21 protein-coding genes are annotated in these 22,559 nt (G+C 69.0%); 7 read left to right on the top strand and 14 right to left on the bottom strand.

Annotated elements, in window-relative coordinates; all coding sequences use genetic code 11:
- Positions 1 to 71 precede the first annotated feature (71 nt).
- Together AB0N89_RS38265 and AB0N89_RS38260 are read right to left on the bottom strand one after the other, a co-directional pair.
- The gene (locus AB0N89_RS38265) at positions 72 to 1,193 is read right to left on the bottom strand and encodes a DUF6801 domain-containing protein (protein WP_364215684.1); all 1,122 of its coding nucleotides are present in this window, start codon (positions 1,191 to 1,193) and stop codon (positions 72 to 74) included.
- A 92-nt stretch (positions 1,194 to 1,285) separates the two neighbouring features.
- Entirely contained in the window at positions 1,286 to 2,518 is a 1,233-nt protein-coding gene (locus AB0N89_RS38260; protein WP_364215681.1) for a DUF6801 domain-containing protein, read from the bottom strand.
- 487 nt (positions 2,519 to 3,005) lie between these two features.
- Here AB0N89_RS38260 and AB0N89_RS38255 point away from each other — a divergent pair, with 487 nt between their 5' ends.
- From AB0N89_RS38255 to AB0N89_RS38245, 3 genes are all read left to right on the top strand, one after another.
- On the top strand, positions 3,006 to 3,578 hold the full coding sequence (locus AB0N89_RS38255; RefSeq protein WP_364215678.1) for a hypothetical protein: 573 nt from the start codon (positions 3,006 to 3,008) through the stop codon (positions 3,576 to 3,578).
- A gap of 74 nt (positions 3,579 to 3,652) precedes the next feature.
- Positions 3,653 to 4,867, top strand: coding sequence for a lipase family protein (locus AB0N89_RS38250; RefSeq protein ID WP_364215675.1), 1,215 nt, complete (start codon positions 3,653 to 3,655; stop codon positions 4,865 to 4,867).
- A 7-nt stretch (positions 4,868 to 4,874) separates the two neighbouring features.
- Positions 4,875 to 5,426: a GtrA family protein gene (locus AB0N89_RS38245; RefSeq protein ID WP_364215672.1), complete on the top strand. Its 552-nt coding sequence runs from the start codon at positions 4,875 to 4,877 to the stop codon at positions 5,424 to 5,426.
- Here AB0N89_RS38245 and AB0N89_RS38240 read toward each other — a convergent pair.
- Positions 5,366 to 6,562 (bottom strand): helix-turn-helix domain-containing protein, encoded by a 1,197-nt coding sequence (locus tag AB0N89_RS38240; RefSeq protein WP_364215669.1) that lies wholly within the window; start codon positions 6,560 to 6,562, stop codon positions 5,366 to 5,368. The two genes, AB0N89_RS38245 and AB0N89_RS38240, sit on opposite strands and share 61 nt — an antisense overlap.
- Positions 6,563 to 6,843: 281 nt before the next feature.
- On the opposite strand from AB0N89_RS38240, the gene AB0N89_RS38235 reads away from it, so the two are divergent.
- The 4 genes from AB0N89_RS38235 to AB0N89_RS38220 all read left to right on the top strand — a co-directional run bounded on the left by AB0N89_RS38235 (position 6,844) and on the right by AB0N89_RS38220 (position 12,236).
- The gene (locus AB0N89_RS38235; RefSeq protein ID WP_364215666.1) at positions 6,844 to 8,097 is read left to right on the top strand and encodes a helix-turn-helix domain-containing protein; all 1,254 of its coding nucleotides are present in this window, start codon (positions 6,844 to 6,846) and stop codon (positions 8,095 to 8,097) included.
- 341 nt (positions 8,098 to 8,438) lie between these two features.
- Positions 8,439 to 9,428 carry an alpha/beta fold hydrolase gene (locus AB0N89_RS38230; RefSeq protein WP_364215663.1) on the top strand — a complete coding sequence of 330 codons (990 nt, stop codon included), beginning with the start codon at positions 8,439 to 8,441 and terminating at the stop codon, positions 9,426 to 9,428.
- A 340-nt stretch (positions 9,429 to 9,768) separates the two neighbouring features.
- Positions 9,769 to 10,959 carry a helix-turn-helix domain-containing protein gene (locus AB0N89_RS38225; protein WP_364215660.1) on the top strand — a complete coding sequence of 397 codons (1,191 nt, stop codon included), beginning with the start codon at positions 9,769 to 9,771 and terminating at the stop codon, positions 10,957 to 10,959.
- 32 nt (positions 10,960 to 10,991) lie between these two features.
- Positions 10,992 to 12,236, top strand: coding sequence for a helix-turn-helix domain-containing protein (locus AB0N89_RS38220; protein ID WP_364215657.1), 1,245 nt, complete (start codon positions 10,992 to 10,994; stop codon positions 12,234 to 12,236).
- A 151-nt stretch (positions 12,237 to 12,387) separates the two neighbouring features.
- Here AB0N89_RS38220 and AB0N89_RS38215 read toward each other — a convergent pair whose 3' ends face one another.
- From AB0N89_RS38215 to AB0N89_RS38165, 11 genes are read right to left on the bottom strand one after another with little or no spacing between them, the layout of a single operon-like run.
- Complete coding sequence (locus tag AB0N89_RS38215) at positions 12,388 to 13,017, bottom strand: hypothetical protein (protein WP_364215654.1); 630 nt, start codon at positions 13,015 to 13,017, stop codon at positions 12,388 to 12,390.
- A gap of 12 nt (positions 13,018 to 13,029) precedes the next feature.
- The gene (locus tag AB0N89_RS38210; RefSeq protein WP_364215651.1) at positions 13,030 to 13,533 is read right to left on the bottom strand and encodes a hypothetical protein; all 504 of its coding nucleotides are present in this window, start codon (positions 13,531 to 13,533) and stop codon (positions 13,030 to 13,032) included.
- Between the two features lie 5 nt (positions 13,534 to 13,538).
- Positions 13,539 to 14,639, bottom strand: a complete 1,101-nt coding sequence (locus tag AB0N89_RS38205; RefSeq protein WP_364215648.1) for an MlaD family protein — start codon at positions 14,637 to 14,639, stop codon at positions 13,539 to 13,541.
- Positions 14,639 to 15,622: an MCE family protein gene (locus AB0N89_RS38200; protein ID WP_364215645.1), complete on the bottom strand. Its 984-nt coding sequence runs from the start codon at positions 15,620 to 15,622 to the stop codon at positions 14,639 to 14,641. Before AB0N89_RS38200 ends, AB0N89_RS38205 begins: the two co-directional genes overlap by 1 nt.
- The gene (locus tag AB0N89_RS38195; RefSeq protein ID WP_364215642.1) at positions 15,619 to 16,623 is read right to left on the bottom strand and encodes an MCE family protein; all 1,005 of its coding nucleotides are present in this window, start codon (positions 16,621 to 16,623) and stop codon (positions 15,619 to 15,621) included. Before AB0N89_RS38195 ends, AB0N89_RS38200 begins: the two co-directional genes overlap by 4 nt.
- Positions 16,623 to 17,633: an MCE family protein gene (locus AB0N89_RS38190; protein WP_364215640.1), complete on the bottom strand. Its 1,011-nt coding sequence runs from the start codon at positions 17,631 to 17,633 to the stop codon at positions 16,623 to 16,625. The genes AB0N89_RS38195 and AB0N89_RS38190 overlap by 1 nt, the downstream gene beginning before the upstream one ends.
- Positions 17,630 to 18,643, bottom strand: coding sequence for an MlaD family protein (locus AB0N89_RS38185; RefSeq protein ID WP_364215638.1), 1,014 nt, complete (start codon positions 18,641 to 18,643; stop codon positions 17,630 to 17,632). Before AB0N89_RS38185 ends, AB0N89_RS38190 begins: the two co-directional genes overlap by 4 nt.
- Positions 18,640 to 19,863 carry an MCE family protein gene (locus AB0N89_RS38180; RefSeq protein ID WP_364215636.1) on the bottom strand — a complete coding sequence of 408 codons (1,224 nt, stop codon included), beginning with the start codon at positions 19,861 to 19,863 and terminating at the stop codon, positions 18,640 to 18,642. The genes AB0N89_RS38185 and AB0N89_RS38180 overlap by 4 nt, the downstream gene beginning before the upstream one ends.
- Positions 19,860 to 20,699, bottom strand: coding sequence for an ABC transporter permease (locus AB0N89_RS38175; RefSeq protein ID WP_005167235.1), 840 nt, complete (start codon positions 20,697 to 20,699; stop codon positions 19,860 to 19,862). Before AB0N89_RS38175 ends, AB0N89_RS38180 begins: the two co-directional genes overlap by 4 nt.
- 4 nt (positions 20,700 to 20,703) lie before the next feature.
- Positions 20,704 to 21,507 carry an ABC transporter permease gene (locus AB0N89_RS38170; protein ID WP_005167237.1) on the bottom strand — a complete coding sequence of 268 codons (804 nt, stop codon included), beginning with the start codon at positions 21,505 to 21,507 and terminating at the stop codon, positions 20,704 to 20,706.
- A gap of 2 nt (positions 21,508 to 21,509) precedes the next feature.
- A complete protein-coding gene (locus tag AB0N89_RS38165) occupies positions 21,510 to 22,289 on the bottom strand; it encodes a hypothetical protein (RefSeq protein ID WP_364215632.1) in 780 nt (259 codons plus the stop codon).
- Positions 22,290 to 22,559 lie beyond the last annotated feature (270 nt).

Below are 22,559 nucleotides of genomic sequence, written 5' to 3'. Positions count from 1 at the left end.
CCTTAATTAGTTTTTGTAGATCGTCTATATTCAAAACCCCCCAAACCCCCCACCCCCCCACCACCGCGCCACTAGACCTTCCGCGGCGTCAGCACGAGATCGAACGTATTGCCCTCACCCTGCACAAAAGTGCTCAAGTAAGGAGTGAACGCGCCGCACCCGATCAAAGGCGCCAGCGAGTAGGTGCCGCTGAGCGTCCCACCGGAAGCCATCGTGAAACCCTCGCCGGTGCGTAGTTCCGCCGTCGACGGGGCCGACGTCTTGCAGCCCGGCCCACTGCTGACCGGCATGCCGACGATCGTGACGAGCGGGAGCACGGTGGTGAACCGGGGTCGCGCGACGAAACCGGTCCCGGCGAGATCGCCGCCCTGCGGTCCGTCGGCGACGAACTCGAGATCGGCCGCGCCCGGCACGAAGCCGTACAGCCGGAATTCGGTGTGCGCCTTGTCGAACACCGGGCCGCCGCTGAACACCGTGGCCGCGGTGGGGCTCAGGTCGAACGCGCCGGTCAGGGGCGCGATGGCACCGAGCGCCTTGACGCCGGTCTTCCCGGCGACCGCGTATCGGTGCCCCGCCGGCTTTTCGCCGAGGTCGAAGGAGAGCAGGACCGCGTCCTGGCCGGGGTCGAGCGTGCAGTCCGAGGTGAACGAGCCGAGTCCGGTGAACGAGCCGTCGGCCTTCTTCGGCGTCAACCGCGTGGTGAAGTCACCGACGGTCAGCGTGGTCTTGCCCGGTTTCGCCAGCGTCACCGTGGGCACGGAACCGGTCGCGACCGGGCTGAACGTGCCGGACGGCGGGATGTCGGTCTTGGCGACGTTCAGCGGAATGCGCACCGGGAACGGGTTCGCGTCGCCGTTGACCAGCGTTACGCCCGCCGCCGCGGTGCCTTCGATGGTGGTGGCGCCGACGAGGTTGAGCCCGCGCGCCGCCTTGTCCGGCACGGTGACGGTGATCGTCAGCCCGGAGGTGGTGAGCGTGCCGCCGGGCGCGGTCGGGACCTCGAAGTCGGCCTTGATGTTCACGTCGAGCTTCTGCAACCCGATCAGCGGGAACGGGCAGGTGAACGACAGTTTCTTGTCCACGGGGGTGCCCGCCGCCGCGCTGCGGACGGCGACGAACAGCAGACTGCCGGCGGTGAGCAGGACGATGAGGCCCGCCGCGAGCAGCATCCGGACGTTGATGCGAAGGGGCATGGTCGCCTTCCTGACAGCGCTGAACGGCGCTAAACGGCACTGAAACGAGCACCGGTCCCCGCCGCGAGAAGCGGCGGGGACCGGCTTTCTGGCTACTTCTTGGTGAGGTTCAGGTCGAGCGTGTTGCCGTCGCTCTTGGCGAACGCGCTGACCCAGTCGTTCAGCTGACCGCAGTTCTGCAGCGCCGACAGCGAGTAGGTGCCCGTCAGCTTCCCGCCCTTGAGCAGGTCGAAGTCGGGACCGGTGGTCATCTCGCTGGTGGACGGGCTGACCGTGCCGCACTTCGGGTCGCTGCTGATGGGGATCCCGAAGACCTGCACGCTCGGCAGGAACACGTTGAACTTGATGTGCGCCTTGAAACCGGTGCCGACGAGCTCACCGGTCTGCTTGCCGACCTGTTCGACCTTGATCTCCGAACGACCGTCGACGAACCCGAACAGCTTGAACTGGGTCGACGACGGGTCGAGCTTGAGGTCACCGGTGAACGTCTTCGAAGCCAGGTCGACGTCCGCGTCGAAGCCACCGTTGATCGGCGCGGTGCTGCCGAGCGACTTCAGCGCGGTCTGACCCTTGATGCCGAACGCGTACTTGATCCCGCCGCCACCGGGGGTGCTGGTGGGCGGAGTCGTCGGGGTGGTCGGCGTCGTGGGGGTCGTCGGCGTGGTCGGGGTGGTGGGTGTGGTCGGCGTGGTGGTGCCGCCCCCGCCGTCGCCGATCTTGATCGTGGCCAGGGTGTTGTTCTGGCCCGGGTCCTGCGTGCACGGCGCGTCGATCGTGCCGTCCGGCGTGATGCCGGTGACCGAACCGTCGGCCTTGCGCGGGGTGACCTTCAGCTGCAGGTCACCCACGGTGATCTTCGCCTCGCCGGGCTGGTTGAAGGTCAGCGAAGGGGTCTTGCCCGCCGCGTTGACCGTCATCTCGCCCGAGGTGGGGATGTTCTGCTTGGCGATGTCGTTGGGGACCTTGACGGGGAGGTTGAGCCCCGGTGCCGCCACGGTCGCCGCCGCGATGGCCTGGCCTTCCAACGTGGTGGCACCGATCAGGTTGAGTCCGCTGACCGTGTCCGCGTTGATCGTGGAGATGGCCTTGATGTCGAACGTACCGGTCGGCTGACCGGTCTTGACCGACAGCGGAAGATCGGTGTTGATCACCACCTTCAGCGACTGCGACCCCACGAGCGGCAGGTTGCAGTGGTAGTTGAGCGGGAGCGAGATCGGATCGGCGACACTGTTCTGTGCCCCGGCCACGAGTACCGCGGTGGCAAGCCCCACGGCACCGGCAGCGGCGGCGGCGACCGCCTTCTTGGTTCCTCTACGGTGACTCACGATCGTCCTTCCGTGGTATCAACGATGATACGAAACGGCGTACAATTCCCCAGAGCAATGAATATCGGCCCGAGAGAATTCTCCGGGTAGCGACGATGTCTGACGGATCGCAACCGAACAGTAAACTAACGACGCGTCCACACCGCTATCAAGTGGTTCCCCGGAAAAGTTGACGCGGTCCCGGTAAATTGTCACCCTGGCACGGTGCGCGCACCCGGTTCCTAGTAGCGGCACATGGGTTTCCGCAGCGCAGAGCCGCTTGGAGCCGCCAGCGGAACCGCTGACGCGGGTGACAAACGCGTCTCGCGAAACTATCTCGCGCGTGCCAATCGCCCTTTTCCCGCATATCCCCGTCTTGCCTGCCGGTTTCTTTCGTGAGTAACCTCGCGGTTCAGCAAGCCGGTCACCGCCGACCACCGCGGAATCCCGCTCCTCGTGCCACGGCCGGCCCTCTTTCGCCGAATTCGACGGGGAAACCATGAAAAGAATGCGCCGCACGGCAGCGCGAATCGCGTTCGCCATCGTCTCCGCGACCGCCGCCGCGGTCCTGCTGGGCGCCTGCGGGTCCGACAAGCCCGCCGACACCGGGCGCCACGCCGACCCGGCCGCGCTCGCCTGGGTGGACAAGGTGTGCTCCGGGGTCGCGACAGGCTCGGCGAAGCTGTCTCAGCCGCCCGCGTTCGATCCCGCCAACCCCCAGGGAACGAAGACCGCCATGGTGGGTTTCCTCACTTCGCTCTCCGCCGCGCTCGACGACATGGCGGGCGGGATCCGGAACGCCGGCGTTCCGCCGGTCCCGGATGGACAGTCCGCTGTGGACAAGGCCACCACCACGCTCGGTGAGACCAAGTCGAAGGTGACCGCGACGCTGGCGAAGATGCAGGACGCGAAGGTCACCGACCAGGCGAGCCTCCAGAAGGTGGTCGCCGACGCCGACTCCTCGATGAGCGGCCTGAGCGAGCCGGAAGGCCCGATCAAGCCCCTGCGCGCCAACCCGGAGCTGAACCTCGCGTTCGCCGAATCCACGACCTGCCGTCAGGTCTACGGCGGCAACGCCTGACCCACTGGACCGACCGCTCACCGCCGCCCCCCGCTTTCTCTCTCAGCTAGCCCATCCGACCTGGAGGCCCGGCCGTGCCGATCCCGCTCCCCCGCCCGTCCCGCCGGCTGCTCGCCGCGGCGGTGGCGACCGTCCTGTCCGCCGGTCTGCTGACCGCGCTGGGCTGGAGTCCGGCGAACTCCGCCACCCCGGCGGCGTCCGACGACTCGTTCTACACCCCGCCGTCCCCGCTCCCGGCGGGCAAACCGGGCGACATCATCCGCTCGCGGGTTTCGAAAGCCGGTCCGCGTAAGGATTCCGTCAACGCCTGGCAGGTGATGTACCTGTCGACGGACGCCCTCGGGCGGCCGGACGCGGTGACCGGGACGGTGCTGGTGCCGAAGAACGTCGACCCGGCGAAGGCGCCGATCGTCTCGTTCGCGGCCGGTACGCACGGCCCGGCGTTCGAGTGCACGCCGTCGAAGATGATCGACATCGGCGCGTTCTACGAGCAGTCCGGTCTCGACGACGCGCTCGACGCCGGATACGCCGTCGCGCTGACCGATTACGAGGGCTACCGTCAGGATCCGAAGACGACGTACGTGGTCGGGCGTTCCGAAGGCCCGGCGGTGATCGACGCGGTCCGCGCCGCGCAACGGCTGCCGGAGACGAAGCTGTCCGCCGACGCCAAGGTGGCCTTCCGCGGATACTCGCAGGGCGGTGGCGCGGCCGCGTGGGCCGGTGAACTCCAGCCGGCCTACGCGCCGGAGCTGAACCTCGTCGGTGTCGCCGCCGGTGGCGTGCCCGCCGACCTCGTCCAGGTCACCCTGCAACTCGACGGGAAAGCGGGTTTCGGCGTCTTCGCCTACGCCCTCGTCGGCCTGGACAACGCGTACCCCGAGCTGAAGCTGGACTCGTTCCTCAGCGACAACGGCCGTGTGAAACTCGCGGAGATGCAGAAGAGCGCGTGCACGTTCGAGCTGCTCACCACCTACGCGAACCAGAAGATCGCCGACTACACGACCAGCGCGGGCTACGTCCGGCCGGAATGGGTCAAGCGGCTCAACGAGAACAAGCTCGGCGGCACCCCGCCGAAGGTCCCGGTGTTCCTCTACCACGCCACCCAGGACCAGCTCGTGCAGTTCGCCCAGGCCGACGCGCTGCACAAGGCCTACTGCGCGGCCGGGGTCAAGACGACCTGGAAGACCTTCGACACCGACCACATCACGGCGGTCTACACCGGCAACGCCGACGTCCTGGCCTTCCTCAAGGACCGGGTCGCGGGCGCCCCGGCGACGTCGAACTGCTGAGCCCGCGGTGCTCAGAACCGCCCCAACGTCCTTTGCGGACGAAGCGGCACGCGGCGGTGCGCGGACCGGGAAGCGGCGTGAGCTGCTCCGGTTCGCCACCGTCGGCCTCGCCGCGTTCGGCCTCACCCTCGGGACCAACTACGGGCTGAAACTCACCGTCCTGCAAGAGAAACCCGTCACCGCGCTGGCCATCGCGACAGTCGTGGCGACGGCCTTCGCGTACCTGCTTTCCCGGCGCTGGGCGTTCCACACCCGCGGCGGCAGGCGGCGCCTCCACGAGGCGGCGCTGTTCTTCACCGTCAACGCGATCGCCGTGACGATCAACCTGTGCCCACCGCTGATCTCGCGGTACGTCCTGCGTCTGGAAGTCCCCGAGGTCGGTTTCCTGGCGCAGGAGATCGCCGACTTCGTCAGCGGGATGCTGCTGGGCACCGCGGCGGGTTCGGCGTTCCGCTGGTGGGGCTACCGGCGCTGGGTGTTCCCGGTCGCCGGCGCCCGTCAGACGTCGGCTGGGCGCAGCCGTTCCGCTCGCAGCGCCAGTTCGATCCGCAGCCGCTGATCCGGATCGTCCAGCCGCTCTCCGAACAGTTCCGCGAGCCGCCGCAGGCGGGCCCGCACAGTCTGCGGGTGCACGGCGAGCTGCCGGGCGATCTCGGGCGCGCTCCCCCGCGTCTGCACCTGCGTGAGCAGGGTCGCCGACAGCTCGTCGTGCTGCTTCGGCGCGAGCCCCGACAGCGGTTCCAGCGTCTCTTCGGCCAGCTGGTCCAGCAGGAACTCGTCGGCGAGCAACAGCAGCGTGGTGAGGTGCTCCTCGCACCAGAGCACCGGCCCGACCGTGGTGATCATCCCCCGCCGGGCCAGCTCGGACGCGCGGCGCGCGATCCGGAACGACTCGGCGGCCTGGTCCGCCGGGACCGGCACCCCGACCGTCGCCGACCAGCCGGAAGGCAGTTCCCGCAGGCCGTCGAGATCGGTCTCGGGACACGCCACCAGCGCACCGGGCGCGTCGGAGACGAGATCCGCGGGTACCGCCGGGGGCAGGAGGCCCGACGGGAACGCGGGCGCGCCGGGTTCCGCGACGAAGACGACCGCGGTGACACGGGACGGGATCCGCCAGCCGATGGCGACGGCGAGCGCGCCCGCGTCGGCCTGGGTGTACCCCGCGCCGCCGGTCAGCAGCCGGAACAGCCGGGCTCGCTGCTCCGCCGGTCCCGTCGACTCGGCCTGCGCGGCGTTGTAGCCGTCCGTCAGCGCCATCGTCACCTCGACGACGTCACCGAAGAGGCATTCCGCCGCGCCGTAGAGGACGTCGCCGGACAGCTGGAGCTGACGTCCGGCCGCGGCGATCGACCGCCACAGCACCCGGCTCGTGACCCGGAACGCCGCCTGCGCGGCCTCTCGGCTGAGTCCTTGGTGGAACGCGATCCGGCCCTGCGCGCGAAAGTCCGTCAGCAGGTCGTTCTGCAGCAGCTCGGGGACGCCGACCCGGTCGATGGCGCGTTCGATGCTGCGCCTGGTCAGCTCGACGGCCGCCGCGCGGGCCTCGCCGTCACCGAACACTTCGGCGCATTCGCCGATCTCGGACGCCACGGCTTCGACACAGTGCCGGGCGATCGCCGGGATCCGGGGCCGGACGGCGTCACCGAGTTCCCTCGGGAGGCGTGCCCACAACGCGCCAACGGGCTGCCAGCTCACGTGTGCTTTCCCCCGCTGTTGACCAGGCCGACGATTACGGGCACGAATTCCCTTTCGTCCGCGCGCCATCGGCGCACTCGAATGCACGGAGCGTAGGACCGTCGCCACATCCGTGTCAAAAGCCGCCGCGCCGAAACGCCCATCCGTGTCGCGGGCATCGAGTATCGCGACTTTCCGTCGTCAATTCAACGTCACATTCGCGGTACGCGCCCCCGGCCGATCGAGTAGAAACACTTCGGCACCCGTTCCCGTCGCTCCGACGCGGTTGTGCAAAGGGATTCATGTTTCCCGTCTCCGGTTCGAAGAAAATCAAAGGTGGGGTCTTCGTGGTCGAGTACCGCAGTTTCGGCATGCTGGCGACGCTGCCGCGTTCGCTCGGCGACGAACTGCGTCCGTATACCGGGCACGCCGCGGCCGCCATGATCAAGCAGGTACAGCGGTCGGTCGCGGCATATTCGCAGCCGTTGCGCGGGGTCTTCGGCCGAGTCCTGGTCGTCTCCTGCGAGCGGGCGGTGCGCCACTACGTCGACTGCATCGGCGATGCGGACCTGCCCCACGACCGCTGGATCGACTTCTACCGCATGCGCGGGCGGATCGAGTTCACCGAGGGCAGGAGCCTGGAACCGTTGCACGACAGCGCGACCATCGGCGCGCGGACGGCGTGGCGGGCGATGCGGCCCATCGTGCGCGGACTCGGTGTCAGCGCCGGAGTCATCGCGCTCGCGGCGGAGAGCGTGTTCGTCTACGTCGACGAACTGTGCGCCACGACGATCGACGGCTACCAGGAGGCGGAAGCCAAGGCGGCGGGCGCGGTCCCGCTCCGGCGCCGCCGCCTCCTGGAACTGATCGCCCAGGCGCCGGACGGGTCCGCGTGCAGCATCGGCGGCCTGGCCGGCGGCGCGGGCTGGCGGGTTCCGGCGACCGCGGCCATGGTCGCGCTCCAGCGTGCTCCGGGCGCCCCGGAGTTCCCCGCCCATCTCCTGGACGACACGGTGCTGCTCGACCTCGATTCCGCCGACCCGTACCTGCTCACCGCGGATCCCGACACCGATCTCGCGCCGCTGAAGGACGCGCTGGACGGCTGGCGCGTGGCGGTCTCCCCCGTCGTTCCGCTCGCCGACGCCCCGGCCGCCCTCCGCACTGCCCGCCGCGCGCTCCGGCTGACCAGCGAGGACGCGCCCGGCCCGGTCATCTGGTGCCGGGATCACCTCGCGACGCTGTGGCTGCTGGCCGAGGACTTCCTCGGCGCCGAGATGGCCAAACGAAGCCTCGACCCGTTCACCTCGCTGAGCGAGAAACAACAGGAGCGCCTCAGCGAAACCCTGCTGGCGTGGCTGGAGACCCGCGGCGGAGCACCGGAGATCGCGCAACGGCTGGGCGTCCATCCGCAGACCGTGCGGAACCGCCTCCGTCAGCTGGAAGAACTGTTCGGCGACCGGCTCAGGGACGCCGACGACCGGCTGGGCATGCAACTCGCGCTGCGGGCGCAGCGGCTCATGCGCGCCCACCGCCGCGACGAGGAGCGAGGGAACTGACCCGCCGGACCCGCCGTTCCGGCGGCCGTACGGTGGGCAGCACCCAGCGGAGGCCGCGGCGGGCACGGTTCGCCCTCGGCTGGTCTACGTGGAAGTCCGCCCGGCAGGCCATCGCATTTCTCCCCGTGGTGACGGGTGTTTACCGACGCTTTCCTGAATACCGGGACGGTGCGAGAATGTCGATGCGGAATTGCCCCGTCGTCATGGTTTTGGCATCCGGATCGGGGTCCGAACCGAAATTCTTGTCATCCGGGTGTCCATTACCGGACGTGTCCGGCGACACGCTGACGGAAGCGCCGTTCTCCACGTTATTTTGACGCCTGACCACGGAAAGGCGGGACATGGCTCTCAAAGCGCGCACACTGACCCTGCACGGGCGGGAAATCCGGCTGCGGGAATACCTTCCGTCCACAAAGGACGTCACCGGCGAGCCGCTCTTGCTGCTGCACGGGATCTCGGGCAGCGGTGAGACCTGGGTCCCGCTGCTCGGCCACTTCGAGCGGACCGGGTTCGGGCGCCGCGTCCTCGTCCCCGATCTGCCCGGCCACGGCGATTCGGGGGCGCCCCGGGCCGACTACGGCCTCGGCGCGATGGCCAGCGTGGTCCGCGACATCCTGGCGCTCACCGGGAACCGGCACGCGACCATCGCCGGGCATTCGCTCGGCGGCGGGATCGCGATGCAGTTCGCCTACCAGTTCCCCGAGATGTGCGCCCGGCTGGTGCTCGTGGGCAGCGCCGGCCTCGGCCCGCAGGTGACCCCGGTGCTGCGCGCGACGGCGCTGCCGGGAGCCAGGGTGACACTCTCCGCCGCGGTCAACCCGGTCACCGTCGCGATCGCCCACGGGCTCGCCGCGATCGGCCGCGCACTCGGCGGAAAGCTCTCACCCGAGACCCGGGAGCTGACCCGGCACCTGGCGTCACTGGCCGATCCGGGCAGGCGCCGGGCGTTCCTGTTCATCGCGCGCAGCCTGATCGACCTCCGCGGCCAGCGCGCGAGCGCGATCGACAAGCTCTACCTGGCCCGGGAGGTGCCGACGCTCGTCGTCTGGGGCGCGCACGACCCGCTCATCCCGGTCGCCCACGGCCGGAAGACGGCCGAACTGCTGCCGGACAGCCGCTTGACGGTGTTCGAAAATGCGAAACACTTTCCACATGTGGCCGACCCGGCCCGGTTCGGCGGCGAGCTCGACCGCTTCCTCGCCGAGACCGCGCCCGCCCGGTTGAGCCTGGACGAGGTCGTCGAGGTGCTCATCCGCGCCAGCGAGGCGGCCGGGACGCCGGAGAAGGTCCCGGAAAAGTTGTCATCCGGACGCCATTCGAGGCCGGCCTAAATGTCACTCGCCACCGGATCGGACCACCCGTTCGGGTGTAGTCCATCCAGGTGGCCGATCAAGGCCCCACCAGCCGTTGACAGCCCTCTCAGCCGGATTTTATGTTGCGTGAGCCACAAAATCTGGATCGGCTTCACCGTTGAAGAGGCTGATTTTGTTGCCAGCAAGGATAAAAAACATGACCGACTTGGATACCGGATTCTCGCGGCACGATCTGCGGTCCGCACGGCCCGACCCCGACGTGCGTCACCCCGCCACCCCGCACCGCCAGCCACCGGGTCCGGTCCAGCGACCGCGCGCCTTCACGCCGGCACCGAGAACCCCAGTGGAGAACCGACCTGTGCGCAGCACCGGTGCGAACGGACTGTGGGCGTCACTGCCCAGGGACATGGGCGAGCGGTTCCGGCCGCGCGCCGATCCCCTGGCCCGAGCCATCCTCCAGGAGGTGCAACGAGCCGTCCCCGAGTACGCGCAGCCGTTGGAAGGCGCGTTCGGACAGATCATCACGCAGGGTATCCGGCAGGCGATCCTGCACTGCCTCGATACGGTCGGCCAGGGGACGGCCCCGCTCGACAAGTGGTCGGCGGTGTTCCGCAACCTCGGCAAGGTCGAGTTCAAGGAAGGCCGCAGCCTCGACTGCCTGCAGACGGCCTACCGCGTCGGCGGTCGGGTCGCGTGGCGGCACGTCTCGGAATTCGGGCAGGCGATCGGAGCGGACGCCGATCTCCTGTGCACCGCGGCCGAGGCGATTTTCGCTTACGTGGACGAGATTTCCGCACTGTCCATCGAGGGCTACACGGCCGCTCAGGAACGGGCCGCGGGCACGAGGGCGAGACGCAGGCGCAGGCTGCTCGAACTGATGCTCTCCGATCCGCCGTCCTCACCGCAGTCGATCGCCTCGCACGCCGCCAACGCCCAGTGGGCGCTGCCCGCCGAGGTCACGGTCGTCGCGCTGGAACGGCGGCTCGGCCCGCTGGACCCGGACAGCGCCGACCTGGACGCCGACGTCCTGGTCGACTTCGAGGGCCCCAAGCCCTGCCTGGTCACCGGCGACCCCGACAAACACCTGAAGGACCTCGCCGAGCGGCTCCCCGGCTGGCGCGCGGTGATCGGCCCGTCCGTGCGGCTCACCGAGGCGCCGCGCTCCCTCCTGTGGGCCCGCCGCACGCTGCGGCTGGTCCAGCGCGGGGTCCTGCCGGACAACCCGGTCACGCGGTACAGCGATCACCTGTCCACCCTGTGGCTGCTCGCGGACGAGTTCCTGGTCCGTGAGCTGTGCACGCGCAGCCTCGCCCCGTTCGACGACCTCACGCCGAAGCAGCGGGCGCGGCTCGGGGAGACGTTGCTGATCTGGCTGCAGTCCCGGGGCAGCGCGCCGGAGATCGCGAAGAAGCTCAAGGTCCACCCGCAGACCGTCCGCTACCGCATGCACCAGCTCATCGATCTCTTCGGCGACCGGTTGAACAACGCGGACGACCGGCTCGACATGGAGATCGCCCTGCGCGCGGAGGCCCTGCTCGCCGACGACTGACCAGCGTTTCCCACTCACAACGAGGTGACGAGGTGACCCGACCGCAGGATGGTCGCAGCGGGGTCGAGGCGACGTACGGCCCGCTCCTCACGCCCGCCCGGCCGGGAGGGTCGAGCGGGCGTCCCGTCCAGCTCTGGGCGCTGCTGCCGAGAGAGCTGGCGACCGTGTTCCGGCCGGTGCTGGCCGACGTGGCCGGGGAGGTGGTCCGCGAGATCCAGCGGACCATCCCCGACTACGCGCGGCCGCTGGACGGCGCGTTCGGGAAGTCGCTCAAGACCGGCGTCCAGATGGCGTTCATCCAGTTCGTGGAGCGGATCGGGAACCCGGAAGCGCCGTCGGAAGACCGGCGGGCCGTGTTCCTGAGCCTGGGTGTCGAGGAGTTCCATCAGGGCCGCAACGTCGACGTCCTCCAGGCGGCGTACCGGGTCGGCGCCAGGGTGACGTGGCGCCGGGTGGCCGAGGCGGGGCGTCGCGCGGGAGTGCCTTCGGCGACGCTGTGCCTGCTCGCGGAAGCCATCTTCGCCTACATCGACGAGCTGTCGGCGCTGTCGGTCGAGGGTCACGCGGAGGCGCGGGAGAAGGCCGCCGGCGCTCTGGAGCGCCGGCGGCACCGGCTCATGGAGCTCCTGCTCACCGAGCCGCCGTCACCGCCCGAAGTCGTCAAGCACGCCGCCGACCTGGCCCGCTGGGAGCTGCCGGACCTGCTCGTCGCCGTCGCCCTCGACCAGCCCTCGGACGAGACTCCCGCGGCCGCTTCGACCGCGCTGGCCGATTTCGAAAGCCCCTCCCCCTGCCTGCTGCTCCCCGCCCCGCGACCGGACGAACGGGAGCAGTTCGCCGATGACCTGGCGGGCTGGCGGGCCGCGATCGGCCCCGCGGTCCCGCCCGCCTACGCCGCGCGTTCCCTGCGTGCGGCACGAGAGGCACTGCGGCTCGTCGACTCCGGCGCGTTCGCCGACGAGCCCGTGACGTGGTGCGTCGACCATCTTTCGCGCCTGTGGCTGCTCAAGGAACCGTTCCTGGCCGCCGAACTGGTCCGGGAACGGCTCGGCCCGCTGGCCGGGTTGACCGGGAAGCAGCATTCGCGTCTGGCCGGGACGCTGCTGGCGTGGCTGGAGACGTGCGGGAACGTCCGCGAGGTGGCGGAACGGCTCGCGGTGCATCCGCAGACTGTGCGGTCGCGCGCGCAGGAGCTTGAGGCGCTGTTCGCGGACGGGCTGCGGGATCCCGAGCGGCGGTTCGAGATGATCCTGGCCCTGCGGGCGGCCCCCTCCTGACGGCGAACTCGCGTCTGATCACGGGAGTTCGGTGCCCCGTCACCCAGATCGCAAGTACGTGAAGGCCCCCTTCCTTGCGCTAGACGCAAGGAAGGGGGCCTTCATGTACTTCGGCGCTCGCGCCAGCTCCGCATTTAGATGCGGCGAGGGGTCAGGCGGCGGCGAGGGCGGTGACGCGCCAGCGGCCGTCGGAGCGTTCGGCGCTGACGCTCAGCTGCGCCGCACCGGTACTGCGCTGCCCGTCCCCGCGCACGCCGGTCTGGTCCAGGAACACCAGCAGCGACGCCCGGTCCCCGTCGAGGACCTTGACGCCCGAGACCACCGGGGTCGACGTCACGACCAGCTTCTGCTCCGCCGCCAGCCCCCGGACCTGCGCGAACAGCTGGTCGTACTGTCCCAGCGCGGGTCCGGTCAGGACCTCTTTCGCGGCTTGCTCGCTCTTGGCTGGATCGTCGTAGCGGTACGAGAAGACCGTGCCGAGCGCCTTGCCGATCTGGTCGCTCACCTCCGCGGTGGTGGCGACGTCGGTCAGCGCGGTGTTGTGCGCCAAGACCGCCGTGGCGTCCCGCGCTTCGATCGCGAACCACCCCGCGAGGCCCGCCATCACCACCGCGACCGCGCCGAACACCACCGCACCCCGCCGCCGCACGGGAGCGACGTCGACCGGAGCTTCCGAAATCGACGAGTCCTCCTCTTCGGGGCGTTCGAGGACCCGGGTGCTCCCGCCCATTTTCCCGGCCACCTTCACGGCGCGCCGCACCGGTTTCCGTTTCGTGGTCATCCCGTCCTCCTCTCAGGGCTTTCCGGTGTCGGTCACCGGCACCTGGCCGAGCGACGTGACGCGCCACCCGTCCGGCGTCCGGTTCAGGCCGGCGCGGAACCGGTTGTGTTTGGTCACGGCTTCCCCGCCTTCGGGCCGGACCTCGAGTTCGACCGAAGCGATCACCTCGGCGGTCCCGCCGCCACTGTCCACCTCGGTCACCGCGGCGTCGACGACCCGGCCGGTGGTCACGGTCTTCGCCTGGCCGATCCGGCCGAGCCCGCCTTCCCGGTCTCGCGCCAGTTCGTCGTGCAACGCGCCTCCGGACAGGTTCAGCCAGTTCTCGTAGCCCTGTTCGGCCTGGCGATAGTCCAAAGTGGTCAGTGCGGCCACGGACTGCCTGCCCGCCTGTAACGCCTCCTCGCGGACCGTAGCCCGCGCGACGCCGTCGTCCCGGCTCGCGTCCCACCACGAGTAGCCGAACCAGGCGGCGAGCGCGGTGGCCACCACCGCGACCAGGACCGCGAGTCGAGTCATCGCCTTCACCTTCCCGGCACGTTCTGCGAGCCGCGCACGTTCGTCGGATTACCCTTGGGCAAGGCGCAGCGCGCCGCGGTGTTCAACGGACGCGCCGACGTGTCGAGTCCGTCGCGATAGCCCGTGCCGTAGCCGGTGACGCACGGCGGCGGATCGAAGAAGGTCAGCGACAGGCCGACATGCGCGCCGTCCGGTCCCATGATCGCGTGCCCCGCGGCGACCGCCTTCGGGGCGGTGACCAGCAGTTGCTCGATGCCGTCCTGCCGGGTCTCCAGCACGTCCGCCGTGGTCAGCAGGTTCGCCAGCAGGATGCCGAGGCTCGGGCCGGTCTCCCGCAAGAGCGTGCTGAGCTCGTTCGCGGCCGCCGGCACGGCCGGGATCAGCCGTCGAAGATCTCCGTCGGAGCTCTTCAGCGTCTCGGCCAGCAGTTTCGCGTTGGCGCCGAACGAGCGGATCGCGTCCGCCTGCGAAACCTGCGTGTCGAGCACGGTCTGCGCGTCGGTCACGAACCTGGTCAGCGGCCCGACGTGCGCGCTCGCCTCCCGCACGAACTCGATCCCCCGTCCGACGAGCTGGTCCAGAGCCGGGCCCGCGTCGTTGGTCGCGTTGTACAGCTCGTCGACCACCGTCCGCAGGGCGGGCTTCGGCACCGAGTTGGCGAAAGAGTCCACACTGGACAGGACGACGTCCACCGGGAGCGGGATCTTCGTGTCCGCCTCGCTGATCACCGAACCGTCCCGCAGCATGGCCCCGTCGCCGCGCCGCGGCCGCAGGTCGACGTACTGCTCGCCGACGGCGGACCGGTTGGCCACGACGGCCTCGGTGTCCGCGGGAACCTCCGGACCACCCGGGTCCATGTCGAGGTCCACTTCCATCCCGGACGCGGTCAGCCGCAGTTCGCCGACGCGGCCGATCGGCACGCCGCGGTAGGTGACCTCGGCGTTGCTGAAGATCCCGCCGCCGGTGGCGAGCCGCACCTTCACCGAGTAGCCGCGGTCGAGCACCAGCTTGTCCAGCCCCGCGTACGTCGCGCCGACGTACGCGATGCCGAGGACGGCGATGACCACGAAGACCACCAGCTGGGCACGGACGAACCTGGTCAGCATCAGCGACCACCACTGTTCTTGAAGGTCAGGAACGTGTTCAGGTAGTCACCGCGGATGGCGTCGAGCGCGGCGTCGGGGAACGGGAAGGTGAAGATCATCTCCATCGCCTTCGGCAGCTTGTCCCCCGAGTCGGCCAGCCGTCGCAGCAATGGTTCGAGCGCTTTGAGGTCGGCGACGAGGTCGTCCTTGCTGCGGTTCACCGTGTCGACCGCGACCGAGGTGAGCCCGTCCAGTGACTTCAGCATCCCGACCAGTGCCTGCCGCTGCTGGTTCAGCACCTCGATCCCGGGAGTGAGCCCGTTCAGCGTCGCCTTGATCTCCTCGGTGTTCGCGTTCAGCGTCGCCGCGAGCTTGTTGACGCTCTCGATGGCGCGGGTGATCTCCGCCTTGTGCTCGTCCAGTCCGCGCACGAAAGTGTCCAAATTGGACAGCAGACTGCGGGCCGCGCTCTCCTTCCCGCCGAGCGCGTCGTTGAGTTCGCGGGTGATGTTCTGCACCTGCGCGACGCCTCCACCGTTGAGCAGCAGGGAAAGCGCGCCGAAGACCTCCTCGATCTCCGGGGTCAGCGACGAACTGGCGAGAGGGATCACCGCGCCGTCGGCCAGCCGCCCACTGGGGGTGCCGTCGACCGGCGGCGCGAGCTCGACGAACTTCTCGCCGAGGATGCTCGCCTGCCGCAGCCGCGCGACGGCGTTGGAAGGCAGGTTCACGTCCCCGTTGATCAGCAGCCCGACCACCGCGCTGCGGCCGTCCGGTGCCAGGTCGACCGTCCGCACTTGGCCGACCGGGACGTCGTTGACCTTCACCCCGGACTGCGGCACGAGGTCCAGCACGTTGCTGAAACTCGCCGTGACGTGGATCGGCCGCTCTCCCAGCGCGGCGCCGCCGGGCAAGGGGATGTCGTAGACGTCGACGCCGCTGCTGCAGCCGGTCGCGGCCAGCGTGAGGACCAGGACGGCCGCGCAGTTGAGCCGGGACTTCATTTCGCCCCCGAGAATTCGGTGATGTTCCCTCGGCCGTCCAGCGTCCCGGCGCCCTGGTTGTACGCGCCGAGGACGTTCGCCAGCGCGTTCGGCGCCGCGTCGAGCGCCTCGCTCAGCGACGCCTTCTGCTGGCTGAGCACCTTGGTGATCTCGGCGAGTTTGTCCACATCGGACTTGACCTTGCCCCGGTTGTCCTTGATGAAGCCCTGGACGACGCTGAGCGCCTCGGTGAGTTCGGTCATCGCGCCGGAGAACTGGTCCCGCTGATCGGCCAGGATCTTGCTGATCGAGGAGATCTGCTGGATCGCCTCCTTCACCTTGCCGTCGTTCGAGGCGAGCATCGCGGTGAACTTGCTGATGTTGTCGACGGAGTTGAACAGGTCGTCCTTGGAGTCGCTGGCCGTCCTGGCGAACTCGCCGAGGTTCTTGATCGCCTCGCCGAGTTTGCCGCCGTTGCCGTCGAGGTAGGTCGCGGCCTTGGTCAGCACGTCGCTGACCGCGCCGTCCCGGTTGGCGCCCTTCGGCCCCAGCGCGGTCATCAGCTGGTTGAGGCTGCCGAGGAGTTCGTCGACCTCGACCGGGGTGACGGTGCGCTCGCGCGGGATCCGGGCGTCGCTGCCCAGCTCCGGCCCGCCGAGGTACACCGGGGTGAGCTGCACGTACCGGTCCGCGACCAGGCTCGGGGTGATCACGACGGCGCCGACGTCGGCGGGCAGTTTGACGTCCGGCCGTACCGACATGGTCACCTCGACGTTCGTGCCCTTCGGTTCGACCTTGGTGACCGAACCGATCGGGACGCCGAGCACGCGCACCTCGGTGTTCGGGTACACCCCGACGGTCGCGGTGAAGTACCCGGTCAAGACTCGGTCGGCCTCCCGGGTCAGCAGCGGCCAGACCACCGTCACGAGCAGCCCGGCGACGACGGCGAGCGCGAGCCGCCGCACCCAGGCCCGTCGCCGCGCGTGGGCCCCGAGGTCGGACAGTGTGAAGTGGCGCCCCATCAGCGTCCCCCGTTCCTCGACGGCATGCAGCTGCCCGGCGTGCCGCCGGTCGGGACGAGCCCGCAGATGTAGGTGTCGATCCAGCGGCCGTTGCCGACCGCGTTGCCGAGCAGCCGGTAGAAGGGCCCCGCCAGCCGCAGGCTCTCGTTGAGCTTGTCCTGGTTGCGCTGAAGGACCGTGGCGACGCGGTCGAGCTGGTCGAGCGCCGGGCCGAGCGTCTTCTGGTTGTCCGCGACGAGTCCCTTGAGCTGCACCGACAGGTTCTTCACTCCGCTGAACAGCTTGGCGATGGCGTCCTTGCGCGCGTTCAGCTCCGTGAGCAGGGTGTTGCCGTCGCGGATGAGCGCCTCGATCTGCTGTGACCGGTCGCCGAGCGTCTGGGACACCTTGTTCGTGTTCTGGAACAGCTTCACCAGTTCCTCATCGCGTGAGGCGAGTGTCTTGGACAGCGCGGTGATGCCGTCGAAGGCGGTCCGGACGTCCTGCGGTGTGGACGCGCCGAGCGTTTCCGACAGCGTCCCGAACGCCTTCGCCAGCTGATCGGTGTCGATCGCGCCCACAGTGTTCGCGAGGTCGTTGAACACCGCGGTGACGTCGTACGGCGAACTCGTGCGCTCCACCGGGATCGGCTGGTCCGGATCCAGTTCCGCGTTGCCGACCGGGTCGATGACCAGGTTCTTCTGTCCCAGCAGGGTTTTGATCTTGATCGAGGCGGTGGTGCGGTTGCCGATCCAGGTGTCCTTGACCCGGAACAGCACCTTGACGCGGGCACCGTCGAGCAGGACGTCGGAGACCTCGCCGACCTTCACCCCGGCGACCCGGACCTCGTCGTTGCGTTTGAGCCCGGCTGCCTCGGTGAACTCCGCCGCGTACGTGGTGCCGCCGCCGACCAGCGGGAGATCGTCGGAGAAGAACACCGCCGAGCCCGCCGCCGCCATCAGCACGGCCGTGATGGTGCCCACCACGATCGGGTTGCGGCTCCGGAAGGGTTTGATCCTGGGCGCTTTCACCGGCACCGTCCCTGGGTCAGCGGGATGCCGACCGGCGGGCCGCCCGGGGCGGGTGGCGCGTCCGATTTGACCGAGCACAGGTAGAAGTTGAACCACGAGCCGTACGAGACCATCGCGCCCATGCGGTCCAGCTTCTTCGGCAGGTTCGTGAGGAACTGCTCGAACACCGGGGTGTTGTCGGCGAGGTTCTTCGACAGGGCGCCGAGGGTGTCGATACTGGCCTTCAACGGTGCCCGGCCGTCCTGGAGCAGGCCCGCGGTGGACGTGGTCAGCTCGCCGAGCCCGCCGATCGCCTGCCCGATGGGCTTCGCGTCGCCCGCGAGCCCGGAGACCAGCTGCGCGGTGACGTCGACGAGTTTGTCGAACTGATCGCCCTGGGAGTTCAGCGTGTCGAGCACCGTGTTGAGGTTCCCGACCACCTCGCCGATCACCTTGTCCTTGCCCGCCAGCGTGCTCGTGAGGGACGCGGTGTGCTCCAGGAGACTGTCGATCGTGCTCCCCTCCCCTTGCAGCACCTGGACGATCTCGAACGACAGCTGGTTGACGTCGCTCGGCGACAGCGCCTGGAACAGCGGTTTGAACCCGTTGAACAACGCGGTGAGATCCAGCGCCGGAGTCGTGCGCTCCGGCGGGATCAGCGCGCCGTCACCGAGCGCCGCCGGGCCGTCGGGACCGGGGTCGATGGAGAGATACCGCTGGCCGACGAGGTTGCGGTACCGGATGGTGACCGTGGCGCCCGCGGTGAGACGGCGTTTGTTCTCGATCGAGAACCGCACGTCCGCCAGCCGCCGCTCGACCACGCCGATGGAGTCGACCTGCCCGATCCGGACACCGGACATCCGGACCTCGTCGCCGGGGTTGACCGACGTCGCGTCGGTGAATCTGGCGGTATAGCCGACCGTCGTGCCGACCCCGGAGTTGGCGATGGTGATCGCGAGGATCCCGGTCGCCACCGCGGTGATCACGAAGAAGATCAGGCCCTTGACCGCCGGGCCCAGGACACTCCTCATCGGACGGTCACCTCCGTTCCGCGCAGGGCCGGGCCCACGAGCACGCTGCTCCAGTCCGGGACCTCGGCCGGCTTCATCCCGAGCGACGGCGCCAGGATCTCGGCGACCAGCCCCCGCTCCCCCTGCGAATTGGCCGGGCCGAGGTCCCCCTCGGCGGCGAACGACACCGCCGAGGCAGTCGCGCCCCCGCCGTAACACCGCGGGCCGCCCTTCTGATCGAACCGCGGATCGTCCCGGCCCGGCACGTACTTGTCGCGCGGGTCGTGGACCGACAGCGTCACGTGCAGGCCCGGTTCGCCGGTGCCCTTGCCCAGCGCCTTCTCCATCACCGGTTTGAGCCGGTTCACCGCGTCGAAGAGACAGGGGAACTCGGGTGAGTAGCGGGAAAGCAGCTCCAGGGTCGGCCTGCTCTTCACGCTGACGCCGATGATGTTGTTCTTGTTCTCCACCAGGAACTTGTTGAGATCACCGCTCGCCGCGGTGACGCTGGAGTACAGCTTGTCGAGGTCCGCGCGAGTGTCCACAATGGTCTTCGCCGTCGTGGAAAGATCCGAAAGCGCCTTGAGGATGTCCGGCGCGGCGCCCGTGTAGAGGTCGGCCACGTCGGCGAGCTTGCTGATGTCGGCCTTGAACTGCGGCATCAGCGGGTTCACCTGGCCGAGGAGGTCGTTGAGCTGGACGATGCTGTCCCCCAGGGATTTCCCTCGATTGTCGAGTGCGAGCGAGATGGCGCCGAGCGAGCTGTTGAGCTTCTGCGGCTGCACCGCCCGCAGCAGGGGCAGCAGATCGCCGAGGACGCGTTCCAGCTCGATCGCGTTGGCCGAGCGGTCCTGGCCGATGACGTCGCCGTCGCGCAGCGGGCCACCGGCGGGCCGGTCCGGGAGCACGAGGTTGACGTAACGCTCGCCGAACACCGTCTTGGGCAGGAGCCGGGCCGAAACGTTGCGCGGCAGCTGATCGATCTTCGCCGGGTCGATGGCGAGGTCGATCTCGGCGCCGTCCGCGCTGCCCCGGACCGCCCGGACCTCGCCGAACGGGACGCCGCGCACCTTGACCTCGGCGGGCGGGGCCAGCTGGTTGCCGACCCGGTCGGTCTTGAGCGTGACGAGTTCCGCGCGTTCGAAATCCTTGTTGAAAATGGCGACGGCGACCCAGCCGAGCAGCACCAGGATGACGAGGAAGACCACCCCCGCCGCCTGCGTCCGTGCCCGCGCGCTCACCCGGAGACCTTCACCGTCGTGGTGGCGCCCCAGATCGCCAGGCTGAGGAACAGGTCGAGCACGCTGATCAGGACGATCGACGTCCGCACGGCGCGGCCGACCGCGACTCCGACACCGGCCGGCCCGCCTGCGGCGCGGTAGCCGTAGAAGCAGTGCGTGAGGATGACGCCGACGCTGAACACGAGCACCTTGCCGAACGACCAGAGGACGTCTTCCGGCGGTAAGAACAACGAGAAGTAGTGGTCGTAGGTGCCCCCGGACTGTCCGAAGAAGACGACCGTGGTCACCCGCGAACCGAGGTACGAGATCAGCAGGCCGATCACGTAGAGCGGGATGATCGCGATGAACCCGGCCACGATCCGGGTGGTGACGAGGTACGGCATGCTGCGCACGGCCATCACTTCGAGCGCGTCGATCTCCTCGGAGATCCGCATGGCGCCCAGTTGCGCGGTGAATCCGGCGCCGACCGTCGCGGACAACGCGAGCCCCGCCGAAAGCGGCGCGATCTCGCGGGTGTTGAAGTACGCGGTGAGGAAGCCGGTCATCGCGGAGATGTTGATCTGGTTCAGCGCGCTGAAACCCTGCAATCCCACCGTGATCCCGGTGAACACGCACAGGCCGACCATCACGCCGACGGTGCCGCCGATCACCGCGAGGGCGCCGCTGCCGAAGGTCACCTCGGCGAGCAGGCGCACCACCTCGCGGAAGTAGCGGGTGACGGCCATCGGGATCGCCGCGAGCGCGCGGACGTAGAACAGCAGCTGGTCACCCAGCTCGAAAAGGCTGTTGCCCGGGCGTTTGAACGCCTCGCGGGCCCGTTCGGGGACGCTGGTCACGGGATCAGGTTCCCTTCGCGGGGACGAGCTGCAGGTACAGCGCGGTCAGGATCGTGTTGACGAAGAACAGGAGCAGGAACGTGATCACCACCGACTGGTTGACGACGTCGCCGACGCCCTTGGGGCCGCCGCGGGGGTTCAGGCCCCGGTACGCCGCGACGACGCCGGCGAGGAAACCGAAGATGAACGCCTTGATCGAGCTGACGACGAGGTCGGGCAGCTGGGCGAGCGCGTTGAAGCTCGCGAGGTACGCGCCCGGCGTCCCGCCCTGCACGATGACGTTGAAGAAGTAGCCGCCGAGAACGCCGACGACGCTGACCAATCCGTTGAGCAGCACCGAAACGCCGATGGCCGCCTGGACCCGGGGCACGATCAGCCGGTGGATCGGCGAGACGCCGAGCACCTCCATGGCGTCGATCTCCTCGCGGATGGAACGGGCGCCGAGGTCCGCGCAGATCGCCGAACCGCCCGCGCCCGCGATGATCAGCGTCGTCACGATCGGGCTGGCCTGTTGCACGACGGCGAGGACGCTCGCCGCGCCGTTGAACTGTTGCGCGCCGATCTGGCTCGTGAGTGAGCCGAGCTGCAGCGAGATGACCGCGCCGAACGGGATCGACACGAGGATCGCGGGCGTGATCGACACGCTCGCGATGAACCAGAACTGCTGGATGAACTCGCGGATCTGCACCGGACGGCGGAACATCGCGAGGATGACGTCGAGGCCCATGGCGCACATGCGGCCGAATTCACGCAGGCCCGCGGCGGCCTTCTCCGGGGCGCGGGCGAGCAGGGCGACGGGATTGGTCATCGTCAGGCTCCGCATCCGTTGGGGGGCGGGCCCGAGCCGACGCACCGCAGCTTGAGGTTGGTGACCAAGGTGTTGCCGGGGCCGGAAACCAGGCCGGTGAGCAACGGGCTCAGGTCCTCGCGCACGCCGCATCCGGTGAAGCCCGGCGTCGAGAAGGTACTGGTGGCCTTGACCGACGGGGCCGGGAATCCGAGCGGCATCAACGCTTTGATGTTCACCGCGACCGATTGCGCGGTCCGGCAGTTCGGGCCGACGTCGAGGACCTTGCCGTCCACTTTGACGTTGGAGAGCTTGATGAACACCTTGTTGGTGACGTCGGAATCACCGCACAGGTTGGTGCCGACCGCCTTGCAGTTGGTGGTGGCGCCGGTCTTCACCTCGACCGTCCCGGTGGCGTCGCCGTCCGGGATCAGCTCGACCGTGCCGGTCGCCGGCATGAACCGGAAGGACACGAAGTAGCTTTCCGTCGACGGGATGACGAGCTTGCCGGTGATCGGCACCTTGCCCGAGAGGCCGAGGAGCGAGCCGTCGAACCGGCCCTGCGGGAACGTGATGTCCGAACCGAGTTTGGCGACATGGCTCGTCGTGGCCTGCTTCTCGTCGCCGACGTAGAACCCGAACGGCAGACCGGCAGCGGCGGTCACCTGTTCGGCTTCGGCCTGTTGCGCGGAGGTGGTCGCGGGCGCCGGCTCGGCGGAGGCGGAAGCCAAGGAAAGCGCCCCCAGCCCCAGCACGGCCGGGAGCAGGAAGGCGCGCGGAACGCGCCCGGTCATCACTGACATTCGGGCTTCCTCACTTCGACTTCTCCGGCCGAACGGCCAACTCGTGCAGACGCTACTGGCGGATGTCCTGACACACAAGTAATGCGTGGCCGGGGGTTCCGGAAAAGGGAAAGGTTGTAATGGGCGTAACTGTTTTGGCGTGGGATTCGTGAGTGGTAATGACGGTTCCATTGAGGGGTGAGGCAAAAATGTCGTGTCGCCCTCGGGCGTCGGTGAGCACCGGTCCGTGAAGGCCTCCTTGAGGGACCCTGGGTCCCTCAAGGAGGCCTT

This window comes from Amycolatopsis sp. NPDC089917 (assembly GCF_040684635.1).
Classification (GTDB): domain Bacteria; phylum Actinomycetota; class Actinomycetes; order Mycobacteriales; family Pseudonocardiaceae; genus Amycolatopsis.
The sequence above is the reverse complement of the archived record's forward strand: the minus strand, read 5'-3'. Positions and strand labels throughout refer to the sequence as shown.

Bases quoted from the DNA above. Each gene is read 5' to 3' on its own strand.
- AB0N89_RS38235 (WP_364215666.1), top strand. From the start codon at position 6,844: ATGTTTCCCGTCTCCGGTTCGAAGAAAATCAAAGGTGGGGTCTTCGTG.
- AB0N89_RS38185 (WP_364215638.1), bottom strand. From the start codon at position 18,643: ATGAGGAGTGTCCTGGGCCCGGCGGTCAAGGGCCTGATCTTCTTCGTG.
- AB0N89_RS38200 (WP_364215645.1), bottom strand. From the start codon at position 15,622: ATGAAGTCCCGGCTCAACTGCGCGGCCGTCCTGGTCCTCACGCTGGCC.
- AB0N89_RS38230 (WP_364215663.1), top strand. From the start codon at position 8,439: ATGGCTCTCAAAGCGCGCACACTGACCCTGCACGGGCGGGAAATCCGG.
- AB0N89_RS38195 (WP_364215642.1), bottom strand. From the start codon at position 16,623: ATGGGGCGCCACTTCACACTGTCCGACCTCGGGGCCCACGCGCGGCGA.
- AB0N89_RS38205 (WP_364215648.1), bottom strand. From the start codon at position 14,639: ATGCTGACCAGGTTCGTCCGTGCCCAGCTGGTGGTCTTCGTGGTCATC.
- AB0N89_RS38255 (WP_364215678.1), top strand. From the start codon at position 3,006: ATGCGCCGCACGGCAGCGCGAATCGCGTTCGCCATCGTCTCCGCGACC.
- AB0N89_RS38170 (WP_005167237.1), bottom strand. From the start codon at position 21,507: ATGACCAATCCCGTCGCCCTGCTCGCCCGCGCCCCGGAGAAGGCCGCC.
- AB0N89_RS38215 (WP_364215654.1), bottom strand. From the start codon at position 13,017: ATGACCACGAAACGGAAACCGGTGCGGCGCGCCGTGAAGGTGGCCGGG.
- AB0N89_RS38165 (WP_364215632.1), bottom strand. From the start codon at position 22,289: ATGTCAGTGATGACCGGGCGCGTTCCGCGCGCCTTCCTGCTCCCGGCC.
- AB0N89_RS38210 (WP_364215651.1), bottom strand. From the start codon at position 13,533: ATGACTCGACTCGCGGTCCTGGTCGCGGTGGTGGCCACCGCGCTCGCC.
- AB0N89_RS38265 (WP_364215684.1), bottom strand. From the start codon at position 1,193: ATGCCCCTTCGCATCAACGTCCGGATGCTGCTCGCGGCGGGCCTCATC.